General features: G+C 56.3%; 15 protein-coding genes. 8 read left to right on the top strand and 7 right to left on the bottom strand.

All coding sequences use genetic code 11. The features are described from left to right. Positions 1-180 precede the first annotated feature (180 nt). The 3 genes from PanJK_RS21280 to PanJK_RS21270 all read right to left on the bottom strand — a co-directional run bounded on the left by PanJK_RS21280 (position 181) and on the right by PanJK_RS21270 (position 3757). On the bottom strand, positions 181-1515 hold the full coding sequence (locus tag PanJK_RS21280) for an MFS transporter (RefSeq protein ID WP_101762781.1): 1335 nt from the start codon (positions 1513-1515) through the stop codon (positions 181-183). Between the two features lie 289 nt (positions 1516-1804). After that, positions 1805-2812, bottom strand: coding sequence for an inner membrane protein YhjD (yhjD, locus tag PanJK_RS21275; RefSeq protein WP_256697793.1), 1008 nt, complete (start codon positions 2810-2812; stop codon positions 1805-1807). Between the two features lie 45 nt (positions 2813-2857). After that, the gene (locus tag PanJK_RS21270) at positions 2858-3757 is read right to left on the bottom strand and encodes a LysR family transcriptional regulator (RefSeq protein ID WP_265302730.1); all 900 of its coding nucleotides are present in this window, start codon (positions 3755-3757) and stop codon (positions 2858-2860) included. Positions 3758-3872: 115 nt separating this feature from the next. Between PanJK_RS21270 and PanJK_RS21265 the strand changes: the two genes are divergently transcribed. Then, a complete protein-coding gene (locus PanJK_RS21265; RefSeq protein WP_265302728.1) occupies positions 3873-4631 on the top strand; it encodes an SDR family NAD(P)-dependent oxidoreductase in 759 nt (252 codons plus the stop codon). Between the two features lie 70 nt (positions 4632-4701). Here PanJK_RS21265 and PanJK_RS21260 read toward each other — a convergent pair whose 3' ends face one another. After that, the gene (locus PanJK_RS21260) at positions 4702-5550 is read right to left on the bottom strand and encodes a PhzF family phenazine biosynthesis protein (RefSeq protein WP_265302726.1); all 849 of its coding nucleotides are present in this window, start codon (positions 5548-5550) and stop codon (positions 4702-4704) included. Between the two features lie 113 nt (positions 5551-5663). Between PanJK_RS21260 and PanJK_RS21255 the strand changes: the two genes are divergently transcribed. Continuing rightward, positions 5664-6287, top strand: a complete 624-nt coding sequence (locus tag PanJK_RS21255) for a glutathione S-transferase family protein (RefSeq protein WP_265302724.1) — start codon at positions 5664-5666, stop codon at positions 6285-6287. Here the strand turns inward: PanJK_RS21255 and PanJK_RS21250 are convergent. Further along, complete coding sequence (locus PanJK_RS21250; RefSeq protein WP_265302722.1) at positions 6254-7744, bottom strand: PLP-dependent aminotransferase family protein; 1491 nt, start codon at positions 7742-7744, stop codon at positions 6254-6256. The genes PanJK_RS21255 and PanJK_RS21250 overlap by 34 nt on opposite strands. A gap of 136 nt (positions 7745-7880) precedes the next feature. On the opposite strand from PanJK_RS21250, the gene PanJK_RS21245 reads away from it, so the two are divergent. Then, positions 7881-8468: a LysE family translocator gene (locus PanJK_RS21245; protein WP_256697787.1), complete on the top strand. Its 588-nt coding sequence runs from the start codon at positions 7881-7883 to the stop codon at positions 8466-8468. Between the two features lie 77 nt (positions 8469-8545). Here the strand turns inward: PanJK_RS21245 and mqo are convergent, their stop codons facing one another. Further along, a complete protein-coding gene (gene mqo, locus PanJK_RS21240; RefSeq protein ID WP_265302720.1) occupies positions 8546-10156 on the bottom strand; it encodes a malate dehydrogenase (quinone) in 1611 nt (536 codons plus the stop codon). Between the two features lie 535 nt (positions 10157-10691). Next, positions 10692-10931 (bottom strand): DUF1158 domain-containing protein, encoded by a 240-nt coding sequence (locus tag PanJK_RS21235; protein WP_007891898.1) that lies wholly within the window; start codon positions 10929-10931, stop codon positions 10692-10694. 284 nt (positions 10932-11215) lie between these two features. Here PanJK_RS21235 and mntP point away from each other — a divergent pair, with 284 nt between their 5' ends. The 5 genes from mntP to PanJK_RS21210 all read left to right on the top strand — a co-directional run bounded on the left by mntP (position 11216) and on the right by PanJK_RS21210 (position 17683). After that, complete coding sequence (mntP, locus tag PanJK_RS21230) at positions 11216-11785, top strand: manganese efflux pump MntP (protein ID WP_256697785.1); 570 nt, start codon at positions 11216-11218, stop codon at positions 11783-11785. Between the two features lie 478 nt (positions 11786-12263). Then, positions 12264-13271 carry an N-acetyltransferase DgcN gene (gene dgcN / locus PanJK_RS21225; protein WP_265302717.1) on the top strand — a complete coding sequence of 336 codons (1008 nt, stop codon included), beginning with the start codon at positions 12264-12266 and terminating at the stop codon, positions 13269-13271. A gap of 2 nt (positions 13272-13273) precedes the next feature. Beyond that, positions 13274-14239, top strand: coding sequence for an N-acetyl-D-Glu racemase DgcA (gene dgcA, locus PanJK_RS21220; RefSeq protein ID WP_256697782.1), 966 nt, complete (start codon positions 13274-13276; stop codon positions 14237-14239). A gap of 18 nt (positions 14240-14257) precedes the next feature. Next, positions 14258-16120 (top strand): ABC transporter ATP-binding protein, encoded by a 1863-nt coding sequence (locus tag PanJK_RS21215; RefSeq protein WP_265302713.1) that lies wholly within the window; start codon positions 14258-14260, stop codon positions 16118-16120. 21 nt (positions 16121-16141) lie between these two features. After that, positions 16142-17683: a glutathione ABC transporter substrate-binding protein gene (locus PanJK_RS21210; protein WP_265302710.1), complete on the top strand. Its 1542-nt coding sequence runs from the start codon at positions 16142-16144 to the stop codon at positions 17681-17683. The last annotated feature ends 52 nt before the right edge of the window (positions 17684-17735 follow it).

Below are 17735 nucleotides of genomic sequence, written 5' to 3'. Positions count from 1 at the left end.
TGGTGCTCGCTGTCCCGCTATGTATGTGCTCGGTGTCCCCCTCCTCGGTCCTCCCCCATAAATGGGGGAGGAAGATGCTGCCACATGCCAGTGATGAAGCTGCATATGGCAGCGTCTCCTTCCCCCGCTAGCGGGGGAAGGCCGGGATGGGGGACAGCGAGCACGAATGGTGGAAATCAATCACACCGCTTCATACAGCGTCTGATTACGCGTCTCTTTACAGGCAATCAGCGCGATCAACGTCAACACCGCCATCGAAGCCAGATAGAAACCCACCGCCTGCAAACCGTAATGGGCATTCAACCACGTGGCGATATAAGGCGCCACAGAGGCCCCAAGAATCGACGACAGGTTGTAGGAGAAGGATGCACCGGTATAACGCACTTCCGTCGGGAACAGTTCTGGCAGCAGCGCGCCCATCGGACCAAACGTCAGGCCCATAATGCTCAGACCAAGGATCAGGAAGCCCATCACCAGCACCTGAGAGCCAGAACCCAGCAGCATTGGGAACATCAATGCAAAGGCGATAATCATCAACGTAATGGTGATCATGGTTTTACGACGACCAAAGCGATCGGCCAGGAGACCGGCAATCGGCACCATCACGCCAAAACCAATCACCGCCACCATCAGCATCCACAGGAAGCTATTACGCGAATAGCCAAGACCAGCCGGCGCGGGCGCGGTGCCGTAACTCATCGAATACACGGTCATAATGTAGAACAGCGTGTAAGTGGCGAGCATGATAAAAGTGCCGAGAATGGTGGCGGTCAGATGCTTGCTCAGCAGCGTGCCAATCGGCATTTTCACCTGCTTGTTCTCTTTCTGCACTTTGGCGAACACCGGGCTTTCATGCAGCGAAACGCGCACATACAGGCCAATTAACACCAGCACCGCAGAGAGAATAAACGGCACGCGCCAGCCCCAGTTCATGAACTGCTCGTCGGTTAGCAACCATGAAAGCAGCAGGAACGTGCCGTTAGCGAAGAAGAAGCCAATCGGCGCGCCGAGCTGTGGGAACGAACCATAAAGCGCACGTTTCTTCGCCGGGGCATTTTCGGTTGCCAGCAGCGCCGCGCCGCCCCATTCGCCACCAAGGCCAAGACCCTGACCAAAACGCGCCAGCGCCAGCAGCAGCGGCGCTGCCACGCCAATGGTTTCATAACCTGGCAGTAAACCAATCAGCACCGTCGAGACGCCCATGGTCAGCAGCGATGCCACCAGGGTGGCTTTACGGCCAACTCGGTCGCCAAAGTGTCCAAACACGGCAGAACCGATAGGACGCGCCACGAAGGCGATCGCGAAGGTCGCCAGCGACTGCAACGTGGCCACGGTCGGATCGCCCTGCGGGAAGAAGATGTGCGGGAAAATAATCACCGCAGCGGTGGCATAGATATAGAAATCGAAGAACTCAATGGCGGTGCCGACAAGCGATGCCACAACCACTTTGCCACGTGAATTGACCGGCGTGTCGTCGTGTTTTTTGTCGAGTGTTTCTGTGATGGAGGCTTGCATAAGTGTTTCTTAATTGTAAATGTAGACAGAGAATCTTACGCACCTGGTTTGCGGCATTCAATGGCGAAAAACCGCGTCAGACCGGGCTTTTTCGGCGAATAAGTGGATAATTTCTGAGTTGCTGCAATCAGTGGCGGATGGGAACGGGAAGTGTCATTTTTTTGGCGGGAATCTCTGCAAAAGGGCCAAATTAAAGTGACCCTTTAGCGTTTCCTGCTGGTTTTTGCTGAAAAAGTAGCCAACAGGAAACATTTTTAGCTAGTACGGCAAATGTAACAACCTCGTCGGCTTATTTAGCCTGATGCGGCTGCGGCATCTCTTTATCATCTTTATATTTCGCGGTGGCGATCCACGCGGCGCAGAACAGCGTCAAACGCGCAAAGAAGTAGAAGAATGCCATCAACCCGAGCACCGAACCAAAGGCCGCGCCCGATGGCGAAGTCGCCAGCTTCGGCAGCGTCAGCGTCATCACAAACTTGATCACCTCAAAGCCAATCGCCGCCAGCAGCGTGCCACGGAACAGTGCTTTTTTACGTGGCTTGTGGCGCGGCAGAATCCAGAAGATCCACAGGAATAGCAGATAGTTAGCAAAGATGGAGATAGATAATGCAATTACCGTCATCGCCGGACGCAGCCACTCAATGTCTTCCAGCCCCAGCGCATTAACGATCGCCGCCTGCGCCGCACCGGCAATCGAGGTCAGCGACAGCGTAATCACCAGCGCAAACATCAAACCCAGCAGCGAAAGCAGGTCGCGCGCGTACTTCTTCCAGAGTTTCTCCTGATCGTCTGGCGTACGTTCCCACACGTCGCGCGACTGCGCGCGCACTGCTTCACGCAAATTGCCCATCCAGTTAATGCCGGAGTAAAGCGCCAGCAGCAAACCGGTTATCCCCACCGTGGCGCGCTGCTGAATCGCGGTATTCACCGTATTCTTCAGCGTGGTGGCCAGCGTCGGATCGCTGATGCTGTTAACGATTTTGTTGATCAACTCGGTGAGCATGTCCTGATTCGACGCCAGCACAAAGCCGACTGCCGCAAAGGAGACCATCAAAATCGGTATCAGAGAGAGAAAAGAGAAGTAGGTGATCGCCGCGCCAAACTGGCTGCCAAGGCGATCGTTAAAGCGTTCCAGCGCGCGCATAAAGTGCGCCACTGCCGGAATCGCCTGAAACCAGGCAGCGAAGCGCGACACATGTTGAATCGAGCCATCCACGGTTTTATTGCCGGTTTTAATATCAATAAGCGGCTTGGCTTCTGCTTTGGCCGCTGTCTCTGTAGGTTTTTTGTCCGTCATAGACGATAGTCATCCTGTTCACTGCGAAAATACAATTATAGCCTGCTATGTCACGTACTCCTGCAAGACGTGGCTTAACCACTCCATAAACACGCGTACGCGGCGCGCCACGTTACGGCGATGCGGGTAAAGTAGCGAGATCGGCATCGGTTTCGCCGGGAAGTGATGCAGCACTTCAACCAGTTGTCCTGACTCCAGCAGCGGCTGCACGCCAATCGCTGGCACCTGAATAATGCCGAGCCCGGCCATGCACGCCGCGCGATAGGTTTCGGTACTGTTTACCGTCACCACGCCGCCGGTTTGAACGTAATGACACTGTTTGCCATCAAAATATTCAAAGCCCAGTGAAGGTTGCCCAAGCTGCTGGGTGTAATGCACCATCGCGTGTTGCGACAGATCTTCCAGCCGCACCGGCATGCCGAAGCGGGAAAGGTAGCCGGGGCTGGCACAGTTGATCAAGGCGTGCGAGCCGATTTTCCGCGCAATCAGCCCGGAATCTTTCAGCTCGCCAACGCGCACCACGCAGTCAAAGCCTTCGCGAATCACATCGACCTGACGATCGCTGCTGCTTAACTCAATTTCCAGACCGGGATAGTGCTGCAAAAATTCCGGCAAACGAGGCAGCACAAAGCCGGTTGCCATCGCCACCGACATATCCACGCGCAGCTTGCCGCTTAAGGTGCCGGGATCGTGCTGGAACAGGCTGTCCATGTCGTCGAGCATTGAGAGCAAATCGAGGCAGCGATCGTAATAGACCAGGCCGTCCTGCGTCAGATGCACGCGCCTTGTGGTGCGATGCAGCAGCCGCGTCCCCATTTGATTTTCCAGCGCCTGCAGCTGACGCGATACGCTGCCTTTCGGTAAACCCAAACTTTCTGCTGCACGGGTAAAACTGCCCATTTCTGACACTCGCACAAAAACCTGCATTGCGTGAATTTTATCCATGTTGTTCACCGATTGTTGTTGTTAGTGAAACAGTGCTGCGTATTCCTCTGCGTTTATAGATCAATTATTCACGAATATCCTTAACACGTGTTCAATTTTCCAACTGGAGCGAAACATGAGTCATAAAATTGCATTGATTACCGGCGGAAATCGCGGTTTAGGCAAGAATGGGGCGCTGAAACTGGCCGCCAAAGGCACCGATATCCTGTTTACCTTTCGCGGTCACGCGGAAGAAGCGCAGGCGGTAGTGCAAGAGATTGAAGCGCTGGGTGCGCGTGCGGTAGCGCTGCAGCTGGATGTGGGCGATAGCAGCACGTTTGATGGCTTCGTGGCGCAGGTGAAAGAAGCGCTGCAGAAAACCTGGCAGCGTGACAATTTTGATTATTTAGTGAACAACGCCGGTCATGGCCACTACAAGCTGTTCGCCGAGACCACCGAAGATGAGTTTGATGCGCTGGTGAATGTGCACTTCAAAGGGCCGTTCTTCCTGACGCAAAAACTGCTGCCGCTGATCGTTGATGGTGGACGCATCCTGAATATCTCCAGCGGTTTAACCCGTTTGACGCTGCCGGGTTCAGGCACTTACGCCTCAATTAAAGGCGCGATGGAAGTATTAACCCGCTATCAGGCAAAAGAGTTAGGCGAGCGCCATATCCGCGTCAACATTCTGGCGCCCGGCGCGATTGAAACCGACTTCGGTGGCGGTCGCGTGCGTGATACCAAAGATCTCAACGCTCACATCGCCTCGGTGACCGCGTTAGGCCGCGTTGGCTTGCCAGATGATATCGGCGATGCCATCAGCGCGATCCTCAGCGATGAAACCGGCTGGATCACCGCACAGCGCATCGAAGCCTCAGGCGGCCAAGGCCTGTAATCTGTAGGGTCGCCATTCATGGCGACCTCGTTAAACAGCGACGCCAGCCAGGTTGCCATAAATGGCAACCTTACAGATCAATCGTCCCATCAATCACCGTCACCGTTTGGCCGCCAATCCAGATCGCCTTATCCGTAAAACTCACTTGAATCCGACCTTCACGCTGAATCGCGCTGCCCTGACGCGCCCGATAATCCCGCGTTTGTTGGTTAGCCTCGAAGTAGCGGGCCAGACAGGCGTTGGCGCTGCCGGTCACTGGATCTTCGGTCAAACTGCCGTTCTCAACCAGCAATGCGCGCACTTCATACTGCTCGTTTTCACCTGCTGGTAACGCGCCAAAAATCGCCGTGCCGTTAACCTCAGCATGCTGTTGTAAACGGTGTAAATCGGCGGCTGACGGCACCACATCCAGCACCGCTTGCGCGCTACTCATCGGAATCAGCAGCCAGCGGATGCCCATATCAACGATGGTCGGCGTTTGGCTGAGATCGAAAGCTTCACTGTTCAGCGCGCTGCTCATCAGTGCATCGCTGAAGGGTGTTAAGCGAGCGGCGGGTGCAGCAAAGGCCAGCGCGCCGTCGTCGCTGATTTTCACCTCAACCAACCCCACGCCGCACTCCTGCACGATTTTGCCTGGCGTTTTCAGCGGCCAACCGGCTTCCAGCAGCGCATGCGCGGTGCCGAGCGTCGGATGTCCGGCAAACGGCAGTTCGCCTTCCACGGTAAAAATGCGCACGCGGTAATCCGCCGCCGCATCCTGTGGCGGCAGCACAAAGGTGGTTTCGGACAGATTGGTCCAGCGCGCAATCGCCGTCAGCTGCGCGTCACTCAATCCCTGTGCATCCATAATCACCGCCAGCGGATTACCTTTAAACGCCGATGAGGTAAACACATCCACCTGTTTAAATGCGACCTTCATTGTCACTCCTTTCTCGTTGAGGTTGTCTGAAATCGGGATTTACATCCTGCTGATTGCGAAAGGCCAGCAACAGGGCTATGAATAAATTAAGAATTCTGGAATCGGAGTCCGCAATGTTAAAAGTTCTTGGCCGTACTTCATCAATAAACGTGCGAAAAGTTCTGTGGCTGTGTGCAGAACTCGATATTACGTACGAATTAGAACCCTGGGGCGATGATCCGCAATCGCTGCACTCGCCAGAGTTTATGGCGCTCAATCCCAACGGCATGGTCCCGGTGATTATCGAGGACGACTTCGTGCTGTGGGAATCCAACACCATTCTGCGCTATCTCGCTAACAGCAATGGCGGCGAATGGCTCTATCCCGATAATCCGCGCGCGCGTGCGCCAGTCGATCAGTGGATGGATTGGCAAGCCACCGAACTTAATACCTCATGGCGCTACGCGTTTATGTCACTGGTGCGCAACTCGCCGGCGCATCAGGATCCGCGCTTGCTGGCGGCGGCCGTGAAAGGCTGGACGCACACCATGAACATTCTCAACCAGCATCTGGAGAAAACCGGGCGCTACGTCGCAGGCCGCAACTTCTCGCTGGCAGATATTCCCGTTGGGCTGGCGGTGAATCGCTGGTTTGAAACCCCGCTGGATCATCCTAACTTCCCGGCGGTACAGACCTATTACGAGCGTCTGACCGAGCGCGAGCCTTACACCACCTGGGGCCGCAACGGCAAACCCTGATCCTGTCCCGGCGCCAAACCTGTCATTTCGCAGGCCAGCGCGCCGGTGCGCTGCAACGCCCACGTATAACGCTCATCAAACGGATAGCAGCAGGAGAGACGCAAGGCGTGTTTATAACGATCGCTCAGCGAGTAGAGCGCGCCTGGCGTCACACAGATTTGCTCCTGCAGCAAACGATGAAACATCTCCACGGTATCAATATTTCCCGGCAGTTCGACCCAAAAAACAAACCCGCCGCGCGGCAGGGTAGCGCGCGTGCCCTGTGGAAAGTGGCGCGCCAGAATACCGCGCGCCGCATCCAGATTGGCGGCATAGCGCCGACGCAGCGTGCGCAGATGGTGATCGTAGCCGCCGCTGGCAAGAAATTCGGCCAGGGTTTCACTTAACAAGCGTGATTCCGCCATCGACGAAACCGCTTTGAGGTGGGCGATAGCGTCATGAAAACGTCCCGCGGCAGTCCAGCCGACGCGGAAATCGGGCGCCACGGTTTTGGTAAAGCTGGTGCAGTAAATCACCCAGCCATCGCGATCAAACGCCTTCACCGGCGGCGACAGCGGCCACTCAAACTGCAATTCGTCATACAAACCATCCTCCAGCAGGGGAACGTGGTAAGTGTTCACTAACTTCGCTAGTCGCTTTTTGTTCTCCAGCGGCATCACGTATCCCAACGGGTTCTGCGCGCCCGGCATGGCGATCACCGCCTGAATCCGCTTCTCCTGTAACAACATCTCCAGCGCATCCAGCGACAATCCCTGCTGCGGATCGGTGGGGATTTCCAGCGCTTTCAGACCCAGCGACGCCAGCAGCGGGAACAGGAAGAAATAGGTTGGCGATTCCAGACCAATACAATCGCCAGGTTTGGTCACCGCACGCAGCGCCAGCTGGAGCGCTTCCATACAGCCGTGCGTCAGTGTGATCGCCTGCGGCGGCAGGTTGATGCCGTTGTGCAGAGCGCGACGCGCAATCTCCTCCCGTAAGCGCTCACTACCAGGTGGAAGCGCATAGCGTCCGATAATGTCGGGATTCTGGCGCAAAATCGACGCAGTAATTCGCGCTATTCGCGCCGCCGGATAGAAAGTGCCATCCTGCGGACAGGCCAGCGAGATATTGGTGTAATCGGGATTATTTTGCGCCGCGAACACTTGCTCAATCAGCTCCAGCTTTTGCGCACTGGGATCGTTGATTTTTGCCGGCAGCGGTTTGACAGGGCGCGTTACGGCGGGCAGCACGCCACGCACGTAATAACCCGACTGCGGACGCGATTCGATCAGGCCGCGATCTTCGAGAATTTGCCACGCATTGAGCACGGTATTGATACTTACCTGATGCGATTGTGCCACGCGACGTATCGCTGGCAGCCGCTTGCCGGGCTTCAACGTGCCCTGATGAATCGACTCGGCAAAGCTATCGACCAGCTGCTGATACAGCGTTTGGCCAGATGAAAGTGGAAGGGACACAAAAGCCTCCGCGCGCAGTGGGTACAATTCATTTTTGAGACAACTGTATCCATTACAATAGTGGTTTTGTGTCTCTGTTTCCATTGCTGCGTTCGCACTAGCATGAAGACATCATTGATTCTTCAGGAAGCGCATCATGCTTGATCCCTCATTCTTTAGCTACGTCACCGTTATGTCGATCACGCCAGGCCCGAACAATCTCTTGCTGGCGACCTCAGGCGTGAATTTTGGCTTTAAACGCACGCTGCCGATGCTGTTTGGCATCCTGCTGGGTTGTGCGATACAGATGCTGCTGGCGAGTGTGGCGCTCGATGCGCTGCTGCACTGGATGGGCGCGATTCGCCTGCCGTTGACGGTGGTTGGCTGTAGCTATCTGCTGTGGCTTTCCTGGAAGATTTTCCATGCCGGCGCACCGCAACTGCGCGAACGTCCGCGCCCGATGACGTTAATTGGCGGCATCTGTTTCCAGGCGGTAAACCCAAAAGCCTGGCTGATGGTCACCAACGTGGCGCTGATGTACGCCAACAGCAACGGCGTGCTGACGGTGCTGCTGGGATTCGCGGCACTGAATCTGCCGTGCATTTTGATTTGGGCAGCGCTGGGCGATCGCCTGCGCAGCCATCTGCAGGTTGCGTGGAAACGTCAGGCGTTTAACAGTTTGATGGCGCTGTCGCTGGTGGCGACAACTGTGTGGATGTTGTACGACGCGGTGCTGCTCAGCTAGATGCTTCGGTGCGCATATATGCGCACCGAAGCATTTGTAGGGTCGCCATTCATGGCGACCAGGCTAGAACTACCTTATTACTTCCCCACCACGTGCGCCGTTTCGCGCGCTTCATCGTTGGCGGCATCCGGTGTAATTACCGGCTCGTAGTCGAGTTGTAACACGCGGCTGGTATCGGCCAGCACTTTCTCGGTCAATGCGACGTCGCCGTTCAGCTTGCGTCCCCACGATGGGATCACCATGCGAATTTTGGTCTGCCATTCCGGCGAACGCATCTGTTCCGGGAAGGCTTTCGCCATCAGCTCGAGCATAATCGGTGCGGCGGTGGAGGCGCCCGGTGATGCTCCCAGCAAGGCAGAAATCGAGCCATCTTCCGAGGTCACCACTTCGGTACCGAGACGCAGCACGCCGCCTTCCACGGTATCGTTCTTGATGATCTGCACGCGCTGGCCGGCAGTCACTAAACGCCAGTCTTCCTGCTTCGCCTGCGGCACGTAAGCGCGCAACGCTTCCATACGATCGCTGTCGCTTTGCAAAACCTGATCAACCAGATATTTCACCAGGTCGAAGCTCTTCAGGCCAACCTGCACCATCGGCTTGAGGTTGCTGGTGTTCATCGCGCCGAACATATCCAGCAGCGAACCCTGCTTGAGGAATTTGGTCGAGAAGGTCGCAAACGGCCCAAACAGCAGCACCTGCTTGCCATCCAGCACGCGGGTATCGACGTGCGGCACCGACATCGGCGGTGCGCCGACGCTGGCTTTGCCATACACCTTCGCCATGTGCTGTTTGACGACGTCAGGATTTTCCGTCACCAGGAATGAACCGCCCACCGGGAAACCGGCGTAGCCTTTCACTTCCGGAATGCCGGATTTCTGCAGCAGCGGCAACGCCGCGCCGCCCGCACCAATAAACAGCTGGCGCGTGGTCAGCAGGCGATTTTCGCCGCTGGCCAGATTATGCAGCGTGACCTGCCAGCGACCGTCGCTCAGGCGTTTGATATCACGCACTTCCTGGCGCAGACGCAGGCGGAAATTGGCTTTCTTCTCTAAAGAGGCAATCAGCTGACGCGTTACTTCACCGAAGTTCACGTCGGTGCCCATTTCGGTCCAGGTGGCTGCGACTTTTTGCTTGCTGTCACGGCCGTTCATCACCAGCGGAATCCACTCGGTGATTTGATCACGGTCTTCAGAGTAATTCATGCCACGGAACAGCGTGCTTTTCTGCAACGCATTGAAACGCTTGCGCAGGAATTCAACGTTATCGTCGCCCCAGACGAAACTCATGTGCGGCGTACTGTGGATAAAGCTTTTAGGATTGCGCAGGTTGCCTTTCTGAACGTGATACGCCCAGAACTGGCGCGAAATCTGGAACGATTCGTTAATCGCCACCGCTTTGGCGATGTCGATGCTGCCATCCGCCTTCTGCGGCGTATAGTTGAGCTCTGCCAGCGCGGCGTGACCGGTTCCGGCGTTGTTCCAGCCATTAGAGGATTCAACGGCCACGTCATCAAGACGTTCAACCATCTCAATCGACCAGTCAGGTTCGAGATCTTGCAGCCATGCGCCCAAAGTCGCACTCATCACGCCTGCGCCAATCAGCAGTACGTCGACGTCTTTTCGTTCCTGAAGGTTTGCACTTTCCATGCCAGCGGCGGCGAGCGCCAGATTTACCGCAGTAGTACTCATGAGGCGACATCTCCTCTCTCTGTTGACCTGAAGCTCAACAGGTTCGCAGGCGAAATAGCCGCGCTTCTTTCGAGCGCGTGGCGCTATCTCTCAAAGGTTAAGACTCAGGTATAAGTCATGGGGACGATAACGGTTAACTGCACGTTATGCATATGCATTCGAATATAACATTCTCGTATCGGAATTAAACGTTTGTTTATTTTTTAAAGGCGGAAATGATTCAGCATAAGAATTAATCAGCTCAACCCCGTGGTCATAAGGGATTTTTATCTCTTAATCAGACGGTTAGCGTAATGCAGTTGTTACGCTATTGTGAGTGCTTTTGATGGGGTTGAAAACGGTGAGTGAGGTGTGTCACATTTTAATGCTTTGAAAATTATGGACTTTAACTAAATTGATTATTTATGCGGATTTTATGTTGCGCGATATTTCGCCATATCGTGTAAAAGTAATGTTACATTTTTGTGGTGATGAATTTCAGCTTGGGCGTGGGTGCCCGCCAGAAGAAAAATGCATCACCTTGACGAAAAAATGATCAGCGCGATCGGCGGCGCCACAGGAAGCGAATGACGAAAAACTCAATCGCGCCCAGCAGTAAAAACCACAAACTAAAGACGATGGTATACAGCTGATTAACATCCATCAGATGCAGGCTTTCCTGCAGCTGTTTTGCCAGCTCAATACCAAATGAAGGCGCGGGCAGCAGCAGGGCAGAAAGAAAGCCCAGCAGCAGAATGCCGCCTGGGATAATCAGCGTTTCGAATGGGTTATTCATGGTCATTATCCAAATCAGTTAGCGCGGGCATTAGCGCATAAAACCGCGCTAAGGTGCAATCCCCGTGCCGAATCGCGCTAAGAAATTTCTTCTATTCCATTCACTTAGCGTCAAAAATAGCGAAAGTTAAGAGTTATAGCCTTTGCTATACTTAAATCCCTGATTTTACTGTCTTTTTTTTGCCGTTTTTGCGTGTTAGACTGCGCGCACTTTTTCATTACTGAACAATAAATGCGGAGAAGTAGCGGCTTTGGCGCCTGTTCCGCAGCATTGATTGAAAACCCATGACATTTATCGCAACCCTGATTTTGGCCTTTGGCATGTCGATGGACGCTTTCGCCGCAGCATTGGGCAAAGGCGCATCGCTGCATCGCCCAAATTTCAAAGAAGCGCTGCGTACCGGTTTGATCTTTGGCGTCATTGAAATGTTAACGCCGCTGATTGGCTGGGCGATTGGCCTTGCGGCCAGCCGCTACATCATGGCGTGGGATCACTGGGTGGCGTTCGTGCTGTTAACCGTGCTGGGCGGCCGTATGATAATGGAAGGCTTCCGTCAAACCGCCGACGAGCCGTGCGAAGCGCCGCAGCGTCACGGTTTTATGGTGCTGGCGTTAACTGCTGTCGCCACCAGTCTTGATGCGCTGGCCGTCGGTGTTGGCCTGGCGTTCCTGCAAGTGAATATCATCATGACCGCCGTCACCATCGGCGCCGCCACTACCATTATGGCGACCACCGGCGTGCTGGTGGGCCGCTTTATCGGTCCGGTGATGGGCAAATGGGCCGAAGTGTTGGGCGGTGTAGTGCTGATCAGCATTGGCTGCACCATTTTGGGCCAGCACTTAGGCTGGTTTTAATTTGTAGGGTCGCCATTCATGGCGACCTCTTCTTCACATCCGCACCAAAACCCAATTCTGTGATCTACTTCAAAAATAATTGCGATGAAAACGCTCAGAGGCTATACTTTTTGCGTATTTCTTCAACAATTTTTGAACCAGGTGCCTTATGAAACGCTTTTTCCGCTACGTGTTTAACGCTTACGTTGAAACCTTCAAGCACGTACCGCCAGGCGCACAGCATTAATCCAGCGCTAACAGAATACCCTCGATAATCGCGGTCACGGATCGACCTGTGGTTATCAACTGTTTTCTTATCTCTCCAGCCGCAATTCCCCCCATTTTCTCCCTAACTTGCTGATAAAATCCTTCAGCCATCAGATTTCGATCTGGCTATAGCCGCACGTTATACCCCGCAACTAAACAAGCATTCGTCACCCCATCTTCTGCATGAAATAGTCAATTCAGGCCCTATAAACCGTCTGAAATGAGAAACATCATGCTGATCCCACAACCTTATTTACTCTTCCTCGGCGACGTAACCGATCCACTGGCCGCTAAAACCGCCCGCGGCATCCACGTCTGGCGTCCAGAGCAGTGCGTTGGCGAAATCAAATTGCCGGGCTGCACCGTATCGCTGGGCCTCGACGTCCTCGACATTGCCGCTGCCAAAGCGCGCGGCGCCAAAACGCTGGTGCTCGGCACCGCGAATGCCGGCGGTTACTTGCCCGCGCATTGGCTCGACACGGTAAAAAGCGCCATCTCTGCCGGGATGAACGTGGCCAGCGGTTTGCACCATCGTCTGGTGGATGAGCCGGAGCTGGTGGCGCTGGCCAAAGAGTTCGGTGTTGAGCTGTTCGACCTGCGTCATATGCGTCCAAAACTGGAAGTAGGCAGCGGTAAAAAGCGTACAGGTAAGCGTGTACTTACTGTCGGCACCGATTGCTCGGTAGGCAAGATGTACACCTCGCTGGCGCTGGAAGCCGCGATGCGTGAACGCGGCATGAAAGCCGATTTCCGCGCCACCGGCCAGACCGGTATTTTGGTGGCGGGCGAAGGTATCGCGATTGATGCAGTAATTGCCGACTTCATCGCCGGTGCGGTTGAAGCGCTGTCACCAGCCAATGACGCCGATCACTGGGATATCGTCGAAGGCCAGGGTTCACTGTTCCATCCTTCGTACGCTGGCGTCAGCATGGGCCTGATTCACGGTGCGCAGCCGCATTGGCTGGTGATGTGCCATGAAATGGGCCGTCCGCATATGCGTCATCTGCCGCATCAGCCGATGGTCAGCCTGAAAGATTGCGTAGAAGCCAACCTGCGCGCGGCGCACGTTACCAGCGACGCGGTACAACTGGCCGGTTTCGCCATCAACACCTCAAACTACAGCGAAGCAGAAGCGCGCGCCTATTGCGCAGAAATCAGCGCAGAATTCGGCGTGCCAGCCACCGATCCGGTGCGTTTCGGCATTGCGGATATCGCCGCGCTGCTGCAGGAGCGAGGCTAATTATGCGGCGCATGCAGATTGAAGTGCTGGAGCTGCCGCTGGCGCGTCCGTTTGCCATCTCACGTGGCACTCGCACGGCGGTTACGGTAATTCGCGTGACGCTGGAGCAGAACGGCTTTATTGGCCGCGGCGAATGTACGCCCACGCCGCGCTACGATGAAACGCCAGAAAGCGTCAATGCCGAACTGGAAGCGCTGCGCGCCGACATGGAAGCGGGCCTGAGCCGCCTTGATCTGCAAAGCCGTGTGTCTGCCGGTTCAGCGCGTAATGCGCTGGACTGCGCGCTGTGGCGTCTTGATGCCGCGCTGGTGAAGCACACGCTGTGGCAACAGTGCGAGCGTCGTCAGCCGCCATCGGTGATCACCGCCGAAACCCTCAGCCTCGATTCCATCGAGAACATGGCCGCCGCCGCTGCCGACGCGGTATCACGCGGCGCCATCCTGCTGAAAATCAAACTCAATCGCGACGAGATTCTGGAAAAAGTCGCTGCGATTCGTCAGGCCGCGCCGCGCGCCACCTTAATCATTGATGCCAATGAAGCCTGGTCGGGCGTGGATTTGCCCAGCCTGTTCAACGCGCTGGCGAGTTTTAACATCGCGATGGTCGAGCAGCCGCTGCCGGCGGGCCAGGATCAGGCGTTGCAGCGCTTCGCGCACCCGATTCCGGTGTGTGCCGATGAGAGTTGCCACACACGTGAAGACATCGCGCCGCTGCGTAATCGCTACGAGATGATCAACATCAAGCTGGATAAGTGCGGCGGGTTAACCGAAGCGCTGGCGATGGTGGATGAGGCGCAGAAGCTTGATATGCGGTTGATGGTTGGCTGCATGCTCGGCTCTTCACTGGCGATGGAAGCAGCGCTGCCGGTGGCGATTGCCGCTGAGCATGTCGATCTCGATGGCCCAATCTGGCTGGCCGCCGATAGCTCGCCCTTCCTTTCTTACGCTCAAGGCCAAATCTGGCTGTAACCCGCACGCGGAGCAACGATGACGGACACTTTACTTACACCCAACGCCGCCAGCGTTGCCGGTTCAGCACCGGTGCTCGCGATTCAGGATCTCAGCGTCAGTTTTCGCGGCCGCAGCGGCGAAAATCAGGCGCTGAAGGGCATCAGCTTTAACATTCATCAGGGCGAAATTGTCGCCGTGGTCGGTGAAAGTGGCTCGGGGAAATCGGTCACTTCGCTGGCGGTAATGGGCTTGCTGGCCGCATCCGGGCGTATCGATCGCGGCAGCATGCAGTTCCGTGATCGTCAGGGCAACGCGCATCAGCTTGCCACGCTGAATGAAACCCAGCGCCGTGCTTTACGTGGCCGCGAAATGGCGATGATTTTTCAGGAGCCGATGACCTCGCTCAATCCGGTGCTGCGCGTCGGCGATCAGCTGACCGAAGCGCTGCGGGATCATCAGATTTGCGACAAAAGTCAGGCCGAGGCGCGCGCACGTGAATTACTGCGCCAGGTGCGCATCGCTGATGTCGATCGGGTGATGAAAAGCTATCCGCATTCGCTGTCGGGCGGCATGCGCCAGCGCGTGATGATTGCCCAGGCGCTGGCCTGCGATCCGCAGCTGCTGATTGCTGATGAGCCGACCACCGCGCTGGATGTCACGGTGCAGGCGCGCATTCTGCACATCCTGCGCGACCTGCAACGCGAGAAACAGATGGCGGTGCTGTTCATCACCCACGACATGGGCGTGGTGGCAGAAATCGCCGATCGCGTGGTGGTGATGCTGCGCGGCGAAGTGGTTGAGCAGGGCACGGTAACTGAAATCTTCAACGCGCCGCAGCATCCCTACACCAAAGCATTATTGGCCGCAGTGCCGAAGCTCGGCGATATGCGCGAACACGCATGGCCGCAGCGTTTTCCGCTATTGGGCAGCAATGCCAGCGATAACAGCGAGCAGCGCACCGCGCGCTACGACGAAACGCCGCTGCTGGATGTACGCGGCCTGAAAGTGTATTACCCAATTCGCAGCGGCATTTTCTCGGCGCTCACCCATCAGGTGCACGCGGTGGAGCAGATCGATTTCAGTCTATGGCCGGGCGAAACCCTAGCGATTGTCGGCGAAAGCGGCTGCGGTAAATCCACCACCGGTCGCGCGCTGATGCGGCTGATCAACAGCGACGCCGACAGCATTCATTTCCAGGGCAATGAAATCGCCAACCTGAAAGAGGCGCAGTTCCAGCCGCTGCGTCGTGAAATTCAGATGGTGTTTCAGGACCCTTACGCCTCGCTCAATCCGCGTCTCACCGTCGGCTTTACCATTGCCGAACCGCTGCTGCTGCACGGCATGGTCAAGTCGCTGGAAGACGCGTCGCCGCAGGTCGATGCGTTGCTGAAAAGCGTGGGCTTATTGCCGGAACACGCGCAGCGCTATCCGCATGAATTTTCTGGCGGTCAGCGTCAGCGTATCGCCATTGCGCGCGCCATGGCGTTGAAACCCAAAGTGATCATCGCCGACGAAGCCGTCTCGGCGCTGGATGTGTCGATTCAGGCGCAGGTGGTGAACCTGATGATGGATCTGCAACAGCAAACCGGCGTGGCGTGGATTTTTATCTCGCACGATATGGCGGTGGTGGAACGTATCGCTAACCGCGTGGCGGTGATGTATCTCGGCCAGATTGTTGAGCTGGGGCCGCGTCAATCGGTGTTCAACCAGCCGCAACATCCGTATACCCAACGTCTGCTGGCCTCGGTGCCGGTGGCCGATCCCCAGAACCGTCAACCCCGCACTTTCGAGGACGGCGAAATTCCGTCGCCGCTGCGCAAGGTGGGAGAAACGGTCGTTAAACCGCGTTATCGCCAGGTTGCTCCGCAACACTGGGTCGCTGATTGTGTTTCGCGCTAACCCTCAATACCAGGAGATTTCATGAACCCGATTTTCCGCCGTACTGCGCTCGCGCTGGGATTGACCCTCTCGCTGGCCGCCGCCGCTCAGGCGCAGGATCTGCGCATTTCGATGTATGCCGACATCACCGGCCTCGATCCGCACGATACCTCCGATAACGTCAGCTACTCGGTGCAGAGCGGCATCTTCGAACGTCTGTTCCAGTTCGATGCCAGGATGAAGCTGCAGCCGTGGCTGGCTACCAGCTACACCAGCAACGACAGCGCCACCGAATTTACCCTGACGCTGCGTAAAGACGTGACCTTCCAGGATGGCACGCCGTTCGATGCCGAAGCGGTAAAAGCCAACCTCGATCGCCTTGCCGACCAGACCAAAGGCCTCAAGCGCAACAGCCTCTACAAGATGATTGCGAAAGTGACGGTGCTGGCGCCGGACCAGGTGAAAATCGATCTGAACCAATCGTTTGGTGCTTTCATCAACACGCTGGCGCATCCGTCGGCGGTGATGTGGAGCCCGGCGATTCTCAAGCAGTATCCGGAAGAAGCGCAGTTGCGTCTGCATCCGGTCGGCACCGGCCCGTTCAAATTCGTCACCTGGCAGCCGGGTAAAGCCGTGACGCTGGCGAAGTACGACGGCTACTGGCAAAAAGGCTGGCCAAAAGTGGATAACGTGATCTTCTCGCCCAGCCCGGAAGATGCCACGCGCGTGGCGGCGCTGAAATCCGGTCAGGTGGATGCGATCTGGCCATTGCCATCCGATCTGATCGCCACCGTGCAGAGCGACAGCAAACTGGCGGTGCAGCGCGATCCAAGCATTTATCTCTATTACATGGCGATCAACACCCAGCACAAACCGCTGGCGGATGTGCGCGTGCGTCAGGCGATCAACTACGCCATTGACCGCGATCTGTGGTTGAAAGTGGCGTTTGCCGGCATGGGCAAACCGGCCAGCTCGGCGATTCCGCAAGGCGTGCAGTTCTACCAGAAGCAGAGTGCGCCGAACTATCGCTATGCGCCGGATGAGGCCAAAGCGCTGCTGAAAGCCGCCGGTTATCCGAACGGCCTCGATCTCAAACTGTGGGTCACCAACGCCACCGCCAGCGTGCGTGCCGCGCAGGTATTAAAAGCGCAGCTGGCAACGGTGGGCATTCGCGCCACGGTCACGCCGATGGATTCCGGCACGCGTAACGCCAAACTGTGGGGCGTGAAGGACCCGAAAGAGGCGGAATTTGATCTCTATTACGGCGGCTGGTCGACATCAACCGGTGATGCCGATTGGGCCTTGCGTCCACTCTACGCCACCGAATCCTGGGTGCCGACCTCGTATAACGTCTCGTACTTCAGCAACGCCGAAGCCGACAAAGCGATTGCCGGCGGCCTAGCCACCGCCGATCCAGCTAAGCGTGGCGAAGCTTACGCCGAGGCACAGAAAGTGTTGTGGAAAGAGGCGCCAGTCGCCTTCCTCGGCACGCCAGACAATCTGGTCGGCAAACGCAGCACGCTGAGCGGTGTGTCGATGCTGCCGGATGGCAACTTCCTGTTTAATCAGGCGACGTTTAAGTAAAGGTTGGGTGGGGTTGGGTGCTCGCTGTCCCCCATCCCGGCCTTCCCCCGCA

Origin of the sequence: Pantoea sp. JK, from assembly GCF_026130245.1 — a bacterium.
GTDB lineage: Bacteria > Pseudomonadota > Gammaproteobacteria > Enterobacterales > Enterobacteriaceae > Pantoea > Pantoea trifolii.
This window is presented reverse-complemented; position numbering and strand designations above follow the sequence as displayed.

Bases quoted from the DNA above. Each gene is read 5' to 3' on its own strand.
- yhjD (WP_256697793.1), bottom strand. From the start codon at position 2,812: ATGACGGACAAAAAACCTACAGAGACAGCGGCCAAAGCAGAAGCCAAG.
- PanJK_RS21215 (WP_265302713.1), top strand. From the start codon at position 14,258: ATGACGGACACTTTACTTACACCCAACGCCGCCAGCGTTGCCGGTTCA.
- PanJK_RS21265 (WP_265302728.1), top strand. From the start codon at position 3,873: ATGAGTCATAAAATTGCATTGATTACCGGCGGAAATCGCGGTTTAGGC.
- PanJK_RS21270 (WP_265302730.1), bottom strand. From the start codon at position 3,757: ATGGATAAAATTCACGCAATGCAGGTTTTTGTGCGAGTGTCAGAAATG.
- PanJK_RS21235 (WP_007891898.1), bottom strand. From the start codon at position 10,931: ATGAATAACCCATTCGAAACGCTGATTATCCCAGGCGGCATTCTGCTG.
- PanJK_RS21210 (WP_265302710.1), top strand. From the start codon at position 16,142: ATGAACCCGATTTTCCGCCGTACTGCGCTCGCGCTGGGATTGACCCTC.
- dgcA (WP_256697782.1), top strand. From the start codon at position 13,274: ATGCGGCGCATGCAGATTGAAGTGCTGGAGCTGCCGCTGGCGCGTCCG.
- PanJK_RS21260 (WP_265302726.1), bottom strand. From the start codon at position 5,550: ATGAAGGTCGCATTTAAACAGGTGGATGTGTTTACCTCATCGGCGTTT.
- PanJK_RS21280 (WP_101762781.1), bottom strand. From the start codon at position 1,515: ATGCAAGCCTCCATCACAGAAACACTCGACAAAAAACACGACGACACG.
- PanJK_RS21245 (WP_256697787.1), top strand. From the start codon at position 7,881: ATGCTTGATCCCTCATTCTTTAGCTACGTCACCGTTATGTCGATCACG.
- dgcN (WP_265302717.1), top strand. From the start codon at position 12,264: ATGCTGATCCCACAACCTTATTTACTCTTCCTCGGCGACGTAACCGAT.
- mqo (WP_265302720.1), bottom strand. From the start codon at position 10,156: ATGAGTACTACTGCGGTAAATCTGGCGCTCGCCGCCGCTGGCATGGAA.
- PanJK_RS21255 (WP_265302724.1), top strand. From the start codon at position 5,664: ATGTTAAAAGTTCTTGGCCGTACTTCATCAATAAACGTGCGAAAAGTT.
- mntP (WP_256697785.1), top strand. From the start codon at position 11,216: ATGACATTTATCGCAACCCTGATTTTGGCCTTTGGCATGTCGATGGAC.